Origin of the sequence: Lentzea sp. DG1S-22, assembly GCF_036321065.1 — a bacterium.
In the GTDB taxonomy this organism is placed as follows: Bacteria; Actinomycetota; Actinomycetes; order Mycobacteriales; family Pseudonocardiaceae; genus Lentzea; species Lentzea jiangxiensis.
Window position 1 is genome coordinate 2,149,859 of record NZ_CP143276.1, and the last position, 16,492, is coordinate 2,166,350.

General features: G+C 68.5%; 19 protein-coding genes. 12 read left to right on the top strand and 7 right to left on the bottom strand.

Annotation, left to right across the window (positions count from 1 at the left end; translation table 11 throughout):
- Position 1 precedes the first annotated feature (1 nt).
- Both V1227_RS09465 and V1227_RS09470 read left to right on the top strand, forming a co-directional pair.
- Complete coding sequence (locus V1227_RS09465) at positions 2–241, top strand: hypothetical protein (protein ID WP_329792130.1); 240 nt, start codon at positions 2–4, stop codon at positions 239–241.
- A gap of 63 nt (positions 242–304) precedes the next feature.
- On the top strand, positions 305–598 hold the full coding sequence (locus tag V1227_RS09470) for a hypothetical protein (protein ID WP_329792131.1): 294 nt from the start codon (positions 305–307) through the stop codon (positions 596–598).
- An 83-nt stretch (positions 599–681) separates the two neighbouring features.
- On the opposite strand, the gene V1227_RS09475 is transcribed toward V1227_RS09470, so the two are convergent.
- A complete protein-coding gene (locus V1227_RS09475) occupies positions 682–990 on the bottom strand; it encodes a hypothetical protein (RefSeq protein ID WP_329792132.1) in 309 nt (102 codons plus the stop codon).
- Positions 987–1,169: a hypothetical protein gene (locus V1227_RS09480; RefSeq protein ID WP_329792133.1), complete on the bottom strand. Its 183-nt coding sequence runs from the start codon at positions 1,167–1,169 to the stop codon at positions 987–989. Before V1227_RS09480 ends, V1227_RS09475 begins: the two co-directional genes overlap by 4 nt.
- Positions 1,170–1,664: 495 nt before the next feature.
- On the opposite strand from V1227_RS09480, the gene V1227_RS09485 reads away from it, so the two are divergent.
- The 3 genes from V1227_RS09485 (at position 1,665) to V1227_RS09495 (ending at position 4,012) form a co-directional block, all read left to right on the top strand.
- A complete protein-coding gene (locus V1227_RS09485; RefSeq protein ID WP_329793989.1) occupies positions 1,665–2,036 on the top strand; it encodes a MerR family transcriptional regulator in 372 nt (123 codons plus the stop codon).
- A 235-nt stretch (positions 2,037–2,271) separates the two neighbouring features.
- A complete protein-coding gene (locus V1227_RS09490) occupies positions 2,272–3,768 on the top strand; it encodes a SulP family inorganic anion transporter (protein ID WP_329793990.1) in 1,497 nt (498 codons plus the stop codon).
- 16 nt (positions 3,769–3,784) lie between these two features.
- Positions 3,785–4,012, top strand: a complete 228-nt coding sequence (locus V1227_RS09495; protein ID WP_329792134.1) for a hypothetical protein — start codon at positions 3,785–3,787, stop codon at positions 4,010–4,012.
- A 128-nt stretch (positions 4,013–4,140) separates the two neighbouring features.
- Here the strand turns inward: V1227_RS09495 and V1227_RS40605 are convergent, their stop codons facing one another.
- Complete coding sequence (locus tag V1227_RS40605; RefSeq protein WP_442916474.1) at positions 4,141–4,461, bottom strand: hypothetical protein; 321 nt, start codon at positions 4,459–4,461, stop codon at positions 4,141–4,143.
- Between the two features lie 1,027 nt (positions 4,462–5,488).
- Between V1227_RS40605 and V1227_RS09505 the strand changes: the two genes are divergently transcribed.
- The gene (locus V1227_RS09505) at positions 5,489–5,962 is read left to right on the top strand and encodes a YbaB/EbfC family nucleoid-associated protein (protein WP_329792135.1); all 474 of its coding nucleotides are present in this window, start codon (positions 5,489–5,491) and stop codon (positions 5,960–5,962) included.
- Positions 5,963–6,247: 285 nt separating this feature from the next.
- Here the strand turns inward: V1227_RS09505 and V1227_RS09510 are convergent, their stop codons facing one another.
- The gene (locus V1227_RS09510) at positions 6,248–6,796 is read right to left on the bottom strand and encodes a PH domain-containing protein (protein WP_329792136.1); all 549 of its coding nucleotides are present in this window, start codon (positions 6,794–6,796) and stop codon (positions 6,248–6,250) included.
- Positions 6,797–6,930: 134 nt separating this feature from the next.
- On the opposite strand from V1227_RS09510, the gene V1227_RS09515 reads away from it, so the two are divergent.
- The 6 genes from V1227_RS09515 to V1227_RS09540 all read left to right on the top strand — a co-directional run bounded on the left by V1227_RS09515 (position 6,931) and on the right by V1227_RS09540 (position 14,158).
- Positions 6,931–8,037, top strand: a complete 1,107-nt coding sequence (locus V1227_RS09515; protein ID WP_329792137.1) for a PucR family transcriptional regulator — start codon at positions 6,931–6,933, stop codon at positions 8,035–8,037.
- A 133-nt stretch (positions 8,038–8,170) separates the two neighbouring features.
- The gene (locus tag V1227_RS09520) at positions 8,171–8,602 is read left to right on the top strand and encodes an NfeD family protein (protein WP_329792138.1); all 432 of its coding nucleotides are present in this window, start codon (positions 8,171–8,173) and stop codon (positions 8,600–8,602) included.
- Between the two features lie 3 nt (positions 8,603–8,605).
- A complete protein-coding gene (locus V1227_RS09525; protein WP_329792139.1) occupies positions 8,606–9,649 on the top strand; it encodes an SPFH domain-containing protein in 1,044 nt (347 codons plus the stop codon).
- Positions 9,650–9,784: 135 nt separating this feature from the next.
- Complete coding sequence (gene nhaA / locus V1227_RS09530; RefSeq protein WP_329792140.1) at positions 9,785–11,092, top strand: Na+/H+ antiporter NhaA; 1,308 nt, start codon at positions 9,785–9,787, stop codon at positions 11,090–11,092.
- A 119-nt stretch (positions 11,093–11,211) separates the two neighbouring features.
- A complete protein-coding gene (locus tag V1227_RS09535) occupies positions 11,212–11,790 on the top strand; it encodes an NAD-binding protein (RefSeq protein WP_329792141.1) in 579 nt (192 codons plus the stop codon).
- Positions 11,791–12,103: 313 nt separating this feature from the next.
- Complete coding sequence (locus tag V1227_RS09540) at positions 12,104–14,158, top strand: acyltransferase family protein (RefSeq protein WP_329792142.1); 2,055 nt, start codon at positions 12,104–12,106, stop codon at positions 14,156–14,158.
- Between the two features lie 2 nt (positions 14,159–14,160).
- Here the strand turns inward: V1227_RS09540 and V1227_RS09545 are convergent, their stop codons facing one another.
- From V1227_RS09545 to V1227_RS09555, 3 genes are read right to left on the bottom strand one after another with little or no spacing between them, the layout of a single operon-like run.
- Complete coding sequence (locus tag V1227_RS09545) at positions 14,161–14,979, bottom strand: hypothetical protein (protein ID WP_329792143.1); 819 nt, start codon at positions 14,977–14,979, stop codon at positions 14,161–14,163.
- Positions 14,969–15,103: a hypothetical protein gene (locus V1227_RS09550; RefSeq protein WP_329792144.1), complete on the bottom strand. Its 135-nt coding sequence runs from the start codon at positions 15,101–15,103 to the stop codon at positions 14,969–14,971. The genes V1227_RS09545 and V1227_RS09550 overlap by 11 nt, the downstream gene beginning before the upstream one ends.
- 36 nt (positions 15,104–15,139) lie before the next feature.
- Positions 15,140–16,351, bottom strand: a complete 1,212-nt coding sequence (locus V1227_RS09555) for a cation:proton antiporter (RefSeq protein ID WP_329792145.1) — start codon at positions 16,349–16,351, stop codon at positions 15,140–15,142.
- Positions 16,352–16,492 lie beyond the last annotated feature (141 nt).

Here is a 16,492-nt window from a genome sequence, read left to right on the forward strand (position 1 = left end):
CATGATAATCATCTTCATAGCCGGTGCGAGCAGTCCCGGCCGGGTGGAGCAGGCCCACGGCGCCGAGGAACAGTTCCGCGGCAAGCTCGCCGATGCCGTGGACCGGACCCGCGGCACCGGACAGACGAGCAAGAAGGTCCTGCTGATGTACGGCAGCAAGGCCCAGCCCGCCGCCGACGACCACGATGCGCGTCATGGCTTCGCTCTCGCCGCCGTTCAACGGCCCGGGAAACGGCTTTGAGCACTGGGAGTCGAGGACCTTCGTCTCTGCGACCGGCGGTGTGGACCGGGACACTGCGAGGAGATGAGCACCAAGCTGGCGACTGGCGTGTGGGCGACGTGGTTCATCTGGGTGACGGCGGGTGAGTTCGCCGACTTCCTGGTACCTGCCGTCGTCGGTGCGTTGACCTCGTTCGGTCCTGCGCTGGTTCTCGCCGGGGTTGCCGAAGGCGCGGTGCTTGGTGCGGCGCAGTGTTTCGCCCTGCGCCGCACCATCCCCAGGTTGATCGCGCAGGACTGGATCGGCGTCACCGCGCTGGCAGCAGCGTTCGCCCAGGAGGCGCGGATCGGCACGGGACTGAGGTGCCAGACGCCTTAAGTCGTCGGAAGGTCGCTTACAGCCTGCGGGGGATCGTTGTGACGCCCGTGCACAGTCGACACGCGCGTCACAGCGAGAAACATCTATCTGATGATCCGCTGGGTCATCACGTCGGGAAGTGTCACCGCGTCGGCCTCGGTTTCGAACCGACCGCTGTTGTCCTCGATCACGAAACTGGTCAGATCCTGCGAAGCGATCACGTCGAATTCGACGTCGCCGGCGGTACAGGTCAGGTGCCAGTTCCAGACAGCAGCAGCACTTGGCACTTCAGCCGGTTCCACCTGTACCAGGAGATCGACTCCTCGCAGAGCGACCTGGGCACGAACCCTGTCGATCACGTCGTCAAGACATTGGCGTCGCCAGCTCCACGTGTTTTCAGTGGTGTCGCTCACTCCAGCCATCTTCCCTTGATGCTCACTCGGCCGTAGAGGAAGTTCCTGTGCCAGGCGTTCTTGCCGCGTCCGGCAACGATACGGAAGGCGGCCAGGCCGCCTTCGAACCCGAGCGGCTTGGTCGGGATGATGTTCCATCCTATGCGCACAGGCATCTTCTTGTGGTTGAGCAACCCCATGCGTCCGCCCTGGATCGTCTTGTTGCCGAACAGCGTGTAGGTCCGAGCTCAAAAAGGTTCGCTGGCGTGCGGCTCGCTGTGACCGCTGCCGAACAGTGCTGGATCATCACCGGCGCGCTCGTCGTGGTGCTGTCCGCGTGGGGACCTGTGCGGCACGTTGCACCTCCACTCAGCGTCGCCCGGCACGACGAGGCGAGGCGGTGGAGCGGTCACGACGCGCGGAACGCGGCCGACGGGATGCCGTGCTCCCCAGCCTCCGAAACGCAACCGGCGTCCGCGAGCCCTTGGGCCCAGCCGGGCGCCTGTTCGGCGGCGACGAGGTGATGGGGGCGCAGCGCCCGGTGTCGAGAACCTCAGCGACGCCGCCGACACCGCAAGAGTGAAACCGTTTGATGCCAGCTCACCAACCACCATCAGGCCGGAGCGTTCCTTCGGCCCCCTGCCAGAATGGTCGTGACCGAGACAGGACGCGGAAGGGATGTCGTGGGCGAGCACATGCAGATCGGTGAGGTGGCTGAACGGACCGGTCTGTCGCTGCGCACGATCCGCTACTACGAGGAGGTCGGGCTGGTGGTGCCCAGCGCGCGCAGCCAGGGTGGCTTCCGCCTCTACACCGAGCCCGACGTGCAGCGCCTGGGCGTGATCATGCGAATGAAACCGCTGGGTTTCCAGCTCGAGGAGATGCGCGAGCTGCTGGGCATCCTCGATGCGCTCGCCGCGGGCCACGACCGGGACCGCGACGAGCACTTGCGGCGCCTGACGGAGTTCTGGACCGCGGCCGAGGACCGCTGCCGGGCTCTGCGCACACAACTGGGCATCGCCGAGGACTTCGCCGCGACGCTGCGCTCACACCTGCCGGCGATTTGACACGGCCAGGCGCGCGGCGGAACGCCTCACGCGACCACCGCACACCATGGAGACGTTGCTCACGATCACCCGGACCGACACCAACTCTACTCTCACGTCACGGTAGAGTTTGACTGTTGCGCCGGAGTGGTCGCAACTCACGCTCTCCAGCGGCTCAGCGGCATCAGGACGTTGACCCGTGCTCATCGTCGCGAGACTTGCCACCGGCGGTGTCGCGCCATCTCCCGAGGTGCCGATGTCCTCGTTCCAGACTGCCCTGCGGCCGTCCCTCCCACAGCGCGTGCGCGCCGCGTGGTTCTCCAACCCACGCGCCGACCTGCTCTCCGGTCTCGTCGTGGCGCTCGCGCTGATCCCCGAGGCGCTGTCGTTCTCCGTCATCGCCGGCGTGGACCCGAAGGTCGGCCTCTACGCTTCGTTCACCATCGCGATCATCATCGCGTTCGCGGGTGGCCGTCCCGCCATGATCTCCGCCGCCACCGGCGCGATGGCCCTTGTGCTCGTGCAGCTGGTACGCGACCACGGCGTCGAGTACATGTTCGCCGCCACCGTTCTCACCGGCGTGTTCCAGATCCTCTTCGGACTACTCGGTGTGCACAAGCTCATGCGGTTCGTCCCGCGCACCGTGATGGTCGGCTTCGTCAACGCGCTGGCGATCCTGCTGTTCGCCGCGCAGATCCCCCACATCACCGGCGGCGGCTGGCCCGTCATCGCCCTGGCTGTGCTCGGCCTCGCCATCATCTACCTGCTACCCCGGCTCACCAAGACCATCCCCGCTCCCCTGGTGGCGATCGTCGTGGTCACCGCGCTCACGGTATTCCTGCACATCGGCGTTCCGACCGTGGGCGATCAGGGCGAGCTGCCCACCGCGCTGCCCGGCTTCGGCCTGCCGATGGTGCCGTTCACCCTCGACACGCTCGCCGTCATCGCGCCCTACGCGCTCACCCTCGCCGCGGTCGGCCTGATCGAGTCGCTGCTCACCGCACAGCTGCTCGACGACATCACCGACACCAGCTCCAGCAAGGGCACGGAGGTCCGCGGCCAGGGCATCGCCAACATCGCCACCGGCTTCTTCGGCGGCATGGCCGGCTGCGCCATGATCGGCCAGTCGATGATCAACGTGAAGTCCGGCGGCCGCACCCGCCTGTCCACCCTCGCCGCCGGCGTGTTCCTGCTGGTCCTGGTCTTCGTGCTCGGCCCGGTCGTCTCCCTGATCCCGATGGCCGCGCTCGTCGCGGTCATGGTGTTCGTGTCGGTCAGCACCTTCGACTGGAGCAGCATCAAGATCTCCACCCTGCGCCGCACCCCGAAAAGCGAGACCGCGGTGATGGTCGTGACCGTCGGCACCGTCGTCGCCACCCACAACCTCGCCCTCGGCGTACTGGCGGGCGCCCTGCTCTCCGCGATCTTCTTCGCCCGCCGCGTCGCCCACCTCGTCGACGTCTCCAGCGTGCTCGATCCCGACGGCGACATCCGCGTCTACGTCGTCACCGGCGAGCTGTTCTTCGCCTCCACCAACGAGCTCATGCACGCCTTCGACTACACCGACACGGTGTCCAAAGTGGTCATCGACCTCTCCGACGCCCACATCTGGGACAGCTCCGCCGTCGCCACCCTCGACGCCGTCACCACCAAGTTCACCTCCCGCGGCATCGACACCGAGATCATCGGCCTCAACCCGCACAGCGAACACCTGCACACCAAGCTCTCCGGACAGCTCACCGGCTCACACTGATCGCATATGGGCCAACATGGGCAACGGCTTCGCCTTGTTCATCTCCGGCTGGACCGGCGGAGTGGGCCCCTGGTTGGACGGCCTGTTCTCCCCTGACAACGAGCGCGCGCCGGTGCTGCTGAACGAAGGTGTCGTGGCGCTGCTGTGGTTGGTCATCGGCGCGTTGGTCACCAACCTGATCAGCCGCGTGGCTCTGCCGGTGAATGAGCGGCGGGCGTTGTACCGGCGATCGATCTGGCGCTGACGGGTGTTCACCGTGGCCGGAGGCCCCGGACACGGAGGGACCTCCGGCCACGGCGCACAAGTGGAACTAGCGGCGTGATGGACCGCGCCGCCGCAGGCCAGATGCTCATCTTGCGCTGCGCCGTGGGATTACCGCGTCTGCGAGCGGTCCGTCCGCACGGCGCTAGTTGTGCTACTGACGCTGGTCGTTGACGACCTGGGCGTAGGCGTGGGTCTTCTGTAGCAGCCTCTCATGCGGGGTCTGGCCACCAAGGCCGCCGTGTGGCGGTGGTAGTTGCAGTAGTCCTCCCACTCCTTGAGGCGTTCGTTGAACACGCCGGCGTCGCCGATCACCACACCGACGTGCAGCCGGTAGAACTCTTCCACGTCGATGCGGTGAGAGCGCTCGACCTTCCCGTTGAGCCGCGGAGTCGCGGGCCGGATGTCGACGTGACCGATGCCTGTGTCCAAGACGTTCCAGAGGAACGCGGACTGGAACTCGGCTCCGTTGTCCGCCGACGTCCACCCGCGGACCCGGTCAGCTGGTAGACCAGCACCGGCGACGCCACCGCCGACACCACCGCGCCATGCCCACCGCCGCGCAGGGGTTCAGCCAGGTGCGGGTTTGCGTTGGTGCACTTTTACGGCATCTTGACGGGTGGAGTGCCGGGAAGCCTGGTCGGCCCGCTTGCCACAACACGGTGGCCGCGGATACGCGACGTGAGGTGTCATGCCCAGGCTTCGATCTTCCTCCGCCATCACCCTCCTCCGGACGAGCACGACCGGACATCCACCCGAACGCTGAGCGCGCACCGGTCCGTCTCTTCGCGTGCTCGGCTTGGTCCGAGCAGACCTTTTCGCACTGCAACGCTTTGTGCTGCACGAAAAACGCTCGGGTGAGGTGTGTCGTGGTCGTGGTTCCCCGGATGATTCCGATGGTCGACAGCCCTGGAGTCGCCATCGCGCTGGCCGCGCGGTGGCAACGCGCTCGGCTGCCGGTGCTGATCTCCATGGTGGTCCTGCCCGTCGTGCTGGGGCTCATCTGCCTCGCGCTCGCGCTGCTCCCGCACGTGGACCTGCCCAGCGCGCCGTGGTGGTCGGTGATCCCGGCCGTCCCCGCTGTGCTGTGCGGCATCGCGCTCGTGGTCTGGTTGCGCCGCAACGGGATCACGGATCCGTCCTCGTGGTTCCCGGCCACCGTGCTGATGACCGGTACCCAGCTGGTGCTCGGTCTGGTCCCGGGTTTCGGGATGGCCGTGCGGTCCGCGACCGGAACCGCGGTCGTGGTGAAGGCGTTGTTCGCGCTCGGCGTTCTCGGCACGGGTTCGGCGTGGTCGATCGCGCGCCGAGCTTGCCGGTCGCTGCACATGTCACCGGTGGCCGAGCTGGGTTCCACGCCGTTGCGGCTGGTGTTCCGCGACCCGTCGTCCCGCCTGGTGGTCGAGCCGACCGGGTCGACTGGACCTTCCGCGTGCCGGGTGGTCGTGCCGATGCGGGCGTGTCGTTCCGGAACCTGCACGACGTGTCGGTGGACCAAGGCGACGGAACTCTCGTGCTGCACACCTCGACCGGTCGCTGGGCGGTTCCGACCGCGGAGGCCGCGTTGGTGTGCGAGGTGGTCAAGGACCGCAAGACGAGGTGGGAGCACAGGATCGAGGCCGCGGTCGACCGGGAACGGCGGCGCTACCAGGACATGGTGCGATCGCTCGCTCAGACGCGGGCGACCGCGTCGACCCGAGACCACAGCATGTCGGTGACCGTGGACGCCGATGGGATCACCACGGACATCGAGCTGACCGATCGGGTCAGGGACAGGGATCCCCAGGCGATCTCGGCCGACCTCATGGCGTGCATCGGTCGGGCCCGTGCCGCGGTGCGCGAACAGGTGCAGGACATCGTTCTGGAGCGGTACACGGCGCCGGGTGCTCCGCGCGGTCTCGACAGCGCGGCCATCGATCGGCTCGCGGTCTGACGCAGTCCACGAAGGAGGCTTCCGGCCAGGTCGAGAAGGTGTTCCCGATGAACCGTGACCGGAGCGGACGTGCTCGAAGCCGGGATCGGGGACGTGCGTAGGTTGCGGTTGCGCGCTGTCGGCGTGCGCGGCATGGACGATCTGCTGCGTCCCGCCGAGTACTTCGTTCCGGAAGCGGCCGTGGACCCGTGCTGGCCGCCGCCCGGACGGTCCGGGCGTGAGCCGGATGTCGACAGGTGGCGTGGACGACAGCGCGGTCCCGCGCGGGCTGCGGACACAGAGGGATCACCGGAGAACCCCCGACCAGGCGACGATCACCAGGTAGCCGACCAGCGCGACGAAGTGCCGCGGGCACAGGTCCAGCCTCCTCACCACCCCGCCTGAACCAAGAGGAACCGGATGCGGACGGCTGTTTTCGACAGCGACTCGAATCCGGTCCTGCGGCCGATTCCCCATCAGCGAGCCGGCCACCGAAGACGCTCCGGAAGCCACTCCGATCCGCTCACCGGAAACGAGGACGAGGTTGACCTCGTCCGTCGACTCGACGGAGGCCAGCTCGCTCCACGGAATCCAATACCTGCGAAACCAATTCACCACCAACACACCTGATTCGTACACCTTGACCACAGGATGTGCGCCAACCATCCAGATGAACCACGTCAGCGGCGCCATCGCGGCGACGAATTCGAGTTGGTCGATGAACTGATGTTCCGGAAAGGGGGTCAGCAGCGCGCAGGTGGTGGCGACAACCGACCCGACCACACCGAGAAAGCTGAAGGTGCTGTCGAACCGCCGGCGAAGAACCACCTTGGCCTTCCCCGGCGTTCGCGACATCGACCTCGCCCTTTCTCGGTGCTCCGTCGTTGCCCTTCCGGTACACGTGGCCGAAATGCACCCGCGCGAAGCAGCCCTCAACGTGATTCGCTGTGTGCGCAGCTCGCCTGCACTCGACATGCCCAGGAGGGCACATGGCCAAGCAACCCACCAGGTCGACGGCGGCCGACGTCCCGGAGTTCGTCCGCGCCCTGCGGGAGATCAGCCTGGCGGGCAGAGCGCTGTCGGTCCAGGAGCGGCACGCGCTGCACGACGCGGGCGCCGGCGCGGCAGAAGGCGGCATCCCGCTGCGGGACCTGATCACAGGGCACCTCGAGGAGATGTGGCGGTCCTGGTCGTCCTTGCCCGGTGTCACGGGCGCTCAGTCGACCGACGCCCTGAAACGGGTCGGGGAAGCCGTGTTCCGCGCGGCGGAGGACGCCGTCGGCGAACTCACCAAGGGCTACGAGGAGACGCAGCGCTGGACGGTGCGCAGGGAGGAGTCGCTGCGACGCGAGTTCGTCGACGACCTCCTCACCGGCCGCGACGTCGGCCAGCTCGCGGAACGCGCCGAGCGCTACGGGCTGCGGCTCGCGGGCACGAACGTCGTGGCCGCGGCGTGTTCCTCCAAGCCCTTCCTCGACTCGGACGCGGCCTCGGCGAACGTCCAGTCGGCCATGAGCCTGCGCTTCAGCTCCCGTCATGTCCTCGTCGCCACCCGAGAAGGTCTGCTCGTGTGCGTGGTGCCGCACGATCTCGCAGGCGCACCGGAGGAGTTCGCCCGCCGCGTGGGCGAGGTCGTCGAACGGGGGGCGCAGTGGCGGGTCGGCGTGGGTCAGCCCCAGTCCGGTCCCGGCGGTGCGGTTCGCTCGTTCCAGCAGGCCCGCAACGCCTTGGAGCTGGCCGACCGCCTCGACCTGGCAGACCGGGTGGTCAAGGCCGCGGATCTCCTGGTCTACCAGGTCCTCCTGCGCGACAGCGCGGCGCTGGGTGAACTCGTCACCGCCGTGCTGCAACCGCTGCGCCAGGCCAGAGGTGGAGCGGAGCGGCTGGTCGACACGCTGAACGCCTACTTCGCCTCCGGACGGGTGACGACCGCGACCGCCCAGACCCTGGGCGTCGGCGTTCGCACGGTCACCTACCGCCTCGACCGCGTCCGCGAGCTGACCGGGTACCGCGCCGACGATCCAGCGCAGGGGTTCACCCTCCAGGTCGCTGTGCTGGGCGCCCGTCTGCTCGGCTGGCCCAGTCCCGCACCGTGATTGCCGGGCGTCGGCAGTCACCGGGCCCTGAAATGGCCGGGCCGACGCCTGTGCCGGAACGCGAAACGGGCCAATGATGGTGGGGAGACGTCGCACGTTCCGACGTGTTCCTCCACCTGAGGAGGGTCGCACCATGGATCCCTGGCTCGTCTGGCTGATCATCGCGCTGGTGCTGGCCATCGCCGAGATCTTCACCCTGACAGCGGCGTTGGGCATGCTCGCCGTCGCGGGTTTCGTCACGGCGGGTACGGCGGCGATCGGGCTGCCGGTCCCCGGCCAGCTCGTCGTGTTCAGCGTGGTGTCCGCGCTGGGGGTGCTGCTCGCCAGGCCCTGGGCGCGGCGGGCGATGGTGCAGCCGCGCCTCGAACGGTTCGGCGTCGAGGCGCTCGTCGGTGCGTCGGCCCACGTGCTCCGCGAGGTGAACGCCCACGAGGGGCTGGTGCGCCTTCGCGGGGAGGACTGGACGGCGCGGTCCTACGACGAGTCCGTCGTCATCCCCGCCGGAAGCACGGTCGACGTCCTGCACATCGACGGCAGCATCGCCGTCGTCTACCCACGGGAGTGAGCCATGTCCACACTGCTCATCGCCGGACTCGTGCTCGCGATCTTCGCAGCGTTCACGGTTCTGCGCGCGGTGCGCATCGTGCCGCAGGCACGCGCGCGCAACGTCGAACGCCTCGGCCGCTACCAGCGCACCCTCACCCCCGGCCTCAACTTCGTGATCCCCTACGTCGACCGGGTCTACCCGCCGATCGACCTGCGCGAGCAGGTGGTGTCGTTCCAGCCGCAACCGGTGATCACCGAGGACAACCTGGTCGTTCAGATCGACACGGTGCTGTACTTCCAGGTCACCGATCCCCGGGCCGCGGCGTACGAGATCGCGAGCTTCCTGCAGGCCGTCGAGCAGCTCACCGTCACGACCCTGCGCAACGTCGTCGGGTCGATGGACCTGGAGAAGACCCTCACCTCGCGCGACACGATCAACAACCAGTTGCGCGGTGTGCTCGACGACGCCACCGGCAAGTGGGGCCTGCGGGTCAACCGGGTGGAGATCAAGGCCATCGACCCGCCGCAGAGCATCAAGGAGGCCATGGAGAAGCAGATGCGGGCCGAACGCGACAAGCGGGCCGCGATCCTGAACGCCGAAGGCCAGCGGCAGTCGCAGATCCTCACAGCAGAGGGTGACAAGCAGGCCGCCGTGTTGCGGGCCGAAGGGCACCGGGCCGCCACCATCCTCGAAGCCGAGGGCCAGTCCCGCGCGATCGACCAGGTCTTCCAGTCGGTGCACCGCAACGATCCGGACCCGAAGCTCCTCGCCTACCAGTACCTGCAGATGCTGCCCAAACTCGCGGAGGGTCCCGGCAACACGTTCTGGGTGATTCCGAGCGAGGTCACCACCGCGCTGCACGACGTCTCGAAGGCGTTTTCCGAGGCGTTGCCGCGATCCGGGGCGACCAGGACCGACGACTCGGCCGAGGCTGCTGTGGTGCAGGCGGAGAAGGACGTCGCGCAGGCGAGCGAAGCAGCGGCGATCGCGGTGGCGGACGCCGAGGAAGCCGCGGAGACCGGGCCGGTGCGCACCGGTCTCGAACCGGAACCAGCGCAGCGCTGAACACACGCGGACAAGATCACATCGACGGCGCGCCACCTCCGACCGTGAGGTACGGTCGGGTGGTTGCCGTGGCAAACGGCATGGTGTGCCGGGAAGTCTGGTCGGCGTTGCGGCCGTCGACACCCGGAGTGAGCTTTGAACCACGTGAAGACCCGGTTGTTCAGCCGCGGTTCCTGGCCCGAGGCCAGGCGCATCTCCGACCTGCTGCGCCTGGAGACCGTCGGCGGCGTCATCATGCTGGTCGCCGCCTCCATCGGCTTGATCTGGGCGAACTCACCGTGGGCGTCTCTCTACGAGACCTTGCGGTCCGTCGAGTTCGGTCCGGAATCACTGCACCTGCGGCTCAGCCTGACCCAATGGGCGTCCGACGGTCTGCTGGTCATCTTCTTCTTCGTCGCCGGCCTGGAGCTCAAACGCGAGTTCGTCGCCGGTGACCTGAGAGATCCCCGGCGTGCCGCCGTGCCGGTCGCGGCGGCGTTCGGTGGTGTCGCGGTACCCGCGCTCATCTACGTCGGGATCAACCTCGGCGGCGGTCCCGCGCTGGCGGGCTGGGCCATCCCCACCGCCACGGACATCGCGTTCGCGCTCGCGGTCCTCGCGGTGATCGGCCGCTGCCTCCCGTCAGCCCTGCGCACCTTCCTGCTCACCCTCGCGGTCGTGGACGACCTGATCGCGATCGTGATCATCGCGCTCTTCTACACCGACCACCTGTCGCTGCTGCCGCTGGCGCTGATGTTCGTCCCGCTCGGGCTGTTCACCGTCCTCGTGCAACGCCGGGTCCGGTCGTGGTGGCTGCTCATTCCTCTGGCCGTGGCGACGTGGGCGCTGATGCACGCATCAGGGGTGCACGCCACCGTGGCAGGCGTGCTGCTCGGTTTCGCCGTGCCGGTGATCCGCCGCCACGGTGACGGTCCCGGACTCGCCGAGATCTTCCAGCACCGCTGGCAGCCCCTCTCGACCGGCGTCGCCGTCCCGGTCTTCGCCTTCTTCGCGGCCGGCGTGTCGGTCGGCGGTCTGAGCGGCTTCGTCAGCTCGCTCACCGACAGCGTCACCCTCGGCATCGTGCTCGGCCTCCTCGTGGGCAAACCGATCGGCATCACCGCCGCCACCTACCTCGTCGCGCGGTTCACCAAGGCGGAGCTGGACGACGACCTGGCCTGGATCGACGCGGTCGGCCTGTCGATCCTCGCCGGCATCGGCTTCACCGTCTCACTGCTGGTCAGCGAGCTCTCGTTCGGCGAAGGCAGCAGCGACTACAGCAACGCCAAGATCGCCGTCCTCCTGGGGTCGGTCCTTTCCGCACTGATCGCGACGGTGATCCTGCGTGTGCGCAACCGGGTCTACCGCCGCATCTACGAGGAAGAGAACCGCGACGCGGACAACGACGGCATCCCCGACGTGCACCAAGAGCCGGCGGAGAGCGGCCGGACCGCGAACGACTGACCTCGTCACCACCCCCGCCTGTAACGCGGTGATGGCCGCCGACGGTTGTCTTCCCGTACGAGGTGTGCCGGGAAGACTGGTCGGCGGCTGCTTTGCCGTGCCGCCAACCAGGAGTCGCAATGAGCTCACACACCGTCCTCATCGGCTTCGGCGAGCGTGGCCGGCGGGTCGTCAGCGCGATGTTCGGGCCTCAGCTCCAGTCCCTCGTGGTCATCGACCCCGATCTCGCGTGTGCCGGCCACATCTCACAACGCGGCGCCCGGCCGGTGATCGGCAACGGCACCGATGTCGTCGCACTGCGCGAAGCCGACGTCCCCCACGCCGCTCGGGTGATCATCGCGGTGGCGGATGACGCGGTCGCACTGCGCGTCCTGTGCGCGGTTCGCTGGCTCAACGACCAAGCGATCGTGGCCGTCGCCTTCGAGGACCCGCAGTGGCGAGAACTGGGCCTCTACCTCGGCGCCGACCACGTCGTGCTGGACGAGGCACCGCCGGAGGCCTTCACACGGGACCAGGGAGACTTGGTGCTCGTCGAGCGAGCCGTCCACCCGAGCGAGGTCGGCTCGATCCTGTCCGAGTGCGCACCGGGGATCCTCGCCGCCGTGCGCGGCAACGACCACCGCTGGCGTGACCAGCCCCTGCCCCACGTGCTCTGCGCCGAAGACCGCCTCCTCGAACTTCGCACCGAGCATGCGTGAGCGCTCCAGCCGGACTTCGGCGATCAACGGATCTGCAGGCCGCGAAGCGGTCGCGGAAACTTCAGTGCACGTCATGTCCCATGGCCGCCGTCGGATCCCGTGGTACCGCTCGTTGAGCGCGGTCTACGGCACGTCTGCTCCGCAAAGCCCGGGAACTGCGCCGAAGAGCCTGCGCGAGAGATGAAGATCCCGGCGGACGATTGGCACATATCGGGCAGGAACCGGTACGGTTCCCGCGCTGACGTCCACCGGGGCGTCATGGTGTGCCGGGAAGTCTGGTCGGCGACAGAGCCGAACCACCCCGGAGTTGATCTTGTCTTCGCCTTCCACCGCCACCACGAGCCCCGTGATCCCCGAGCCCGGCGGGCGACGGCGCCACCGGCCCGAGATCCAGGGCCTGCGAGCTCTCGCCGTCGTGCTGGTCGTGGTCTACCACGTGTGGCTGGGCCGGGTGTCCGGTGGCGTGGACGTGTTCTTCCTCCTGTCGGGTTTCCTGATGACGGGCCAACTCGTCCGCGCGGCGGAGGGCAGGGGCATCGGCTTCGGAGCCCTCTGGGCCCGGATGATCAGGCGTCTGTTCCCGGCGGCCCTCGTCGTGCTCGCGGTCACGATGGCCGTGAGCGTCGTGGTCCTGCCCGAGAACCGCTGGTTCCAGACGATCCGGGAGGTCGTGGCGGCCGCGCTGTACGTGGAGAACTGGCAGCTCGCGGCGGATTCGGCGGACTACTTCACCCAGCACGACGAGGCCAGTGTCGTCCAGCACTTCTGGTCGCTGTCCATCCAGGGCCAGTTCTACCTGGTGTGGCCGATCCTGATCGCGGTGACCGCGCTGGTCGGCGCACGCCTGGGGCGTTCGGTGCGCACCTCGGCGGCATGGTGCCTCATCGCCGTGTTCATCGCCTCGCTGAGCTACTCGGTGGTCCTCACGGAGGCGCACCAGCAGCTCGCTTACTTCCACTCGCTCACACGGGTCTGGGAGTTCGCGTTCGGTGGCCTGCTCGCGCTGGTCGTCGACTCCGTGGTCCTGTCGCGCTGGTCGCGGACGGTGCTCGGCTGGGCGGGCGTGATCGGTCTGGTGGCCTGCGGTCTCGTCCTGCAGGTCGGCACGGTGTTCCCCGGCTACGCCGCGCTGTGGCCGACGCTGTGCGCGGCAGCGGTGGTCACGGCGGGAGCGACCGGTAGCCGCCTGGGAGCGGACCGGTGGCTGAGTTCGCGGCCCCTGAGCTACCTGGGCGATCTCAGCTACGGGCTGTACCTCTGGCATTGGCCCGTGCTCGTGTTCTACCTGGTGATCAGGGAGCGCACCGCTGTCGGTCTCGCAGGAGGCCTGGTCATCATCGCGGTGTCCTTGACGCTCGCTGCGCTGACCTACCACCTGGTCGAGAACCCGGTGCGCGAGTCGGAGGTGGGCACCCGCTCACGCTGGGGCGGTTACGCGCTGGGCGCGGCGATGCTCGTGCCGGTGCTGGTGGCCGCCGGCCTCTGGGGCGAGGTCAGCGTGCGGAAGGCGCGGACGTACGCGAGCCTCGTCGCCGACCCGGACCACCCGGGTGCCTTGGCGCGGCAGCCCGGTTTCGAGTTCTGGGGCAGCGAGGACGCCGCCGTGGTGCCGCCGCTGGTGGCCCTACCTCGTGACTTCGCCGCCATCGAAGGAGCCACCTGCACGCGTGCGCCCCACAACAACGTCCTCGAGATCTGCTCGTCGCCGGTGTCACCGCCCGCGGCCAAGCGGATCGTGGTCGTGGGCGACTCGCACATGCAGCAGTACCTCGCCGCCCTCGCCCCCATCGCCCGCCGGCACAACTGGCAGGTCGTCCACATGCTCAAGGGCGCGTGCCCGTTCTCGGTGAACGCCGACGCCAAGCCGGGAGACCGCGACTGCGTCAAGTGGAACGCCGATGCGGCGCGGGAGATCATCCGCATGAAACCGGACGCGGTGTTCACCAACGGCAGCCGCAACGTCCGAGTCGGCCTCACCGAGGAAACGCCGGCCGGCTTCGTCGCCCAGTGGCGGAAGCTCGAGGAGGCGGAGATCCCCGTGATCGCCGTGCGGGACAACCCGAGGCACTCGTTCTCCCCACCGCAGTGTGCCGCCACGCACGGCCGCGAGGCGCCGCAGTGCAGCGTGCCACGCGCGGATCTGCTCGCGGCGGAGGCACCGTACTCGCTGATCGAGGACCCGCCGAGCAACACGACCTTCTTGGACTTCAGCGACTACTTCTGCACCGAGGACCTGTGCCCACCGGTGATCGGCAACGTGCAGGTCTACCTCGACGACAACCACGTGAGCGGCACGTACATGGGAACCATGAGCCCGATCGTGGAGGAGGCGCTGCTGGCGCAGCTCGCCGATCTGGCCGGGGCCTGAGGTCAGCCGGTTCCCAGTGCCCACAGGTCTCGGCGGCGGTTCAGCAGTTCGGTGACGAGCGCCGCATCGTGCACGGGGAGGAGCCACTCGTCCTCGATGGTCGTCAGGACGACGCCTGGTCCTGCGCCGGCGTACAGCGTGATTCCTCCGGGCAGAACGGTCCACGGCCTCGACTCGGGCACGACGGGCAGGGTCACCGGCATGACGCGGATGAGGTCCCGGAACGGAACCGACCTCTCCAGGCGCGCACCGCGACCGCGGCCCGCGTGCAGGCACACGGTCCACTCGACACGGTCGCGATCGAGGACGATCCGGGCCGAGACGAGCTCAGGGCCGCTGACCGCGGTCCGCACCTCGAGCGTCAAGCGCAGATCAGCTGATCCGAGTTCGGCGGCGAGTGGCGTGAGCAGAGCGCGGCTCGCGCGGTGAGCCGACGGGCAGGTCGCGACCGCGACGGCCCAGCTGCCGAAGAACAGGACGGCCGGTCCGGTCAGCGCATCGGGTGTTCTGCCGGTGGCGATGCCGTAGGCGGGGATTGCGATGGACAGCTGCTGCACGGCCACCGCGAGGAAGGCGGCGGGCGGCCACGACGACGGATCCAGGGGCGTCTGGCGCCGGAGCCAGTGGCGCAGTGCCGGCGCCGCGACCGCGACGGGTACCAGCGGAACCGCCGCCACCGAGAAGAGCCCGTCACCTGTGAGCATCACGATCGCCGTGCACAACAGGAACTGCAACGCGGGCAGCAAGACGGAGAACGCCGTGATGTACCGCTGGCTGCGCGACCACCGCTCGCGCAACACGGCTTCCGCGTCAGGGCTCATCGTGCTCCTGCCGCTCGGCGTCGCCGGGTGGTTCGACGAACCAGAGCCACGACATGCCGACCCCGGTCACGGCCAGTCCCAGCGAGTCCGACCAGTGGCCGGTGCACTCGCCGTCGAACCACACCGCCGCCCAGCCGGGGGGTCAGGTCCAGCGATCCCATCAGTCCTGCTTCTGCTCACGCCCCTCTTCCGGCTGGCCTGTGGGCAGACCGTCCGGAGGCTCGAAGCTCAGCGCCTTGGCCACGGGCACGTCGGTCGACGAGTGCAGCACGATCGACAGGGCGATGGTGATGGCGACCAGGTCGAAGACGTGTTCTCCCGCGGGTATCCCCGCTTGCAGCACAAGAAGCCCATAGACCACCGACGCGAAGCCCTTCGGTCCGAACCACGCCGCGGCGGAGCGTTCGCGTGCGGGCAGGGGCGTGCGCAGAAGCGAGACCATCATCGCCGCCGGCCGCACGAGCAGGATCGCGATCACCGCGACCGCCCAGTCCCCCACGCTCAGGTGCGAGATGCGTTCAGGCGTGATCAGCGCGCCGAAGACGAGCAGTGCCGCGAACTTCGTGATCTCGGAGAGCAGGTCGCCGAAGTGCTCGAAGTGTTCCGCCGCGACGCGGTCCAGCGTGGCGATGGTCGATCCCGCGGCGAACGCGGCCAGGTAGGGGTTGGCGTGGGTGAGGTGGCAGGCGGCGTACAGCATCACCGCGATCGCCAGGGGCCCGAGCGCCTGCAGCCGCGGTTCGGCGGTGAAGATCCGCAGCCGCCACGACAGCACGACGACCGCGGGGATCACGATGCCCAGCGCGAGTCCGGCGGCCAGCTCGATGCCGATCGTGGCGAAGTCGGTCTCCCTGTTCGCCGCGGTGGCCAGGAAGATGAGCACGAACGGCAGCGCGAGACCGTCGTTGAGGCCGGACTCGACGTTGAGCAGGCGCCGAAGCCGCGCGGGCACGTCGGTGCGGCCGACGATGGCGGAGGCGAACACCGGGTCGGTCGGCGAGAGGATCGCGCCGATCAGGAACGACGTCGTCCAGTCCAGCCCGGTCAGGAAGTGCGTCGGGACGGCGATGCCGACCATGGTCAGCGGCATGGCCAGGCCGAGCGCCCGTCCGGACAGCCGCCACCCCTGCCTGAGGTCCGGCAGGCCGGCTCGCTGGCCGTCGGTGAAGAGGACCGTGAACAGCGCGAGGTCGGCGAGCACGGTCACGAAGGCGCTGTTGGACGGGATGTCGACCAGCCCGAGGCCACCTTGGCCGATCAGGGCGCCGGCGACCAGGAACATCAGGGCCGTCGACAGGATGGTGCGCGCGGCGAGACCGGACAGCGAGACGCTGATCAGCAAGACCACACCGAACGCCAGAACCAGCGCCATCAAAAGACTCCGCCCACGTCAGCCAGGCCCGCCATGAGTTCGTGACGGGCATTGCCGACCAGACTTCCCGGCGCACCGCGCGCAAAGATGCCGCAAAGATCCTCGCAAAGCAAACCGGCCACCTGGACAGCGACTGAACAT

Bases quoted from the DNA above. Each gene is read 5' to 3' on its own strand.
- V1227_RS09515 (WP_329792137.1), top strand. From the start codon at position 6,931: ATGGCCAAGCAACCCACCAGGTCGACGGCGGCCGACGTCCCGGAGTTC.
- V1227_RS09490 (WP_329793990.1), top strand. From the start codon at position 2,272: ATGTCCTCGTTCCAGACTGCCCTGCGGCCGTCCCTCCCACAGCGCGTG.
- V1227_RS09485 (WP_329793989.1), top strand. From the start codon at position 1,665: ATGCAGATCGGTGAGGTGGCTGAACGGACCGGTCTGTCGCTGCGCACG.
- V1227_RS09525 (WP_329792139.1), top strand. From the start codon at position 8,606: ATGTCCACACTGCTCATCGCCGGACTCGTGCTCGCGATCTTCGCAGCG.
- V1227_RS09545 (WP_329792143.1), bottom strand. From the start codon at position 14,979: ATGAGCCCTGACGCGGAAGCCGTGTTGCGCGAGCGGTGGTCGCGCAGC.
- V1227_RS09555 (WP_329792145.1), bottom strand. From the start codon at position 16,351: ATGGCGCTGGTTCTGGCGTTCGGTGTGGTCTTGCTGATCAGCGTCTCG.
- V1227_RS09470 (WP_329792131.1), top strand. From the start codon at position 305: ATGAGCACCAAGCTGGCGACTGGCGTGTGGGCGACGTGGTTCATCTGG.
- V1227_RS09535 (WP_329792141.1), top strand. From the start codon at position 11,212: ATGAGCTCACACACCGTCCTCATCGGCTTCGGCGAGCGTGGCCGGCGG.
- V1227_RS09495 (WP_329792134.1), top strand. From the start codon at position 3,785: ATGGGCAACGGCTTCGCCTTGTTCATCTCCGGCTGGACCGGCGGAGTG.
- V1227_RS09520 (WP_329792138.1), top strand. From the start codon at position 8,171: ATGGATCCCTGGCTCGTCTGGCTGATCATCGCGCTGGTGCTGGCCATC.
- V1227_RS09480 (WP_329792133.1), bottom strand. From the start codon at position 1,169: ATGGGGTTGCTCAACCACAAGAAGATGCCTGTGCGCATAGGATGGAAC.
- V1227_RS09510 (WP_329792136.1), bottom strand. From the start codon at position 6,796: ATGTCGCGAACGCCGGGGAAGGCCAAGGTGGTTCTTCGCCGGCGGTTC.
- V1227_RS09465 (WP_329792130.1), top strand. From the start codon at position 2: ATGATAATCATCTTCATAGCCGGTGCGAGCAGTCCCGGCCGGGTGGAG.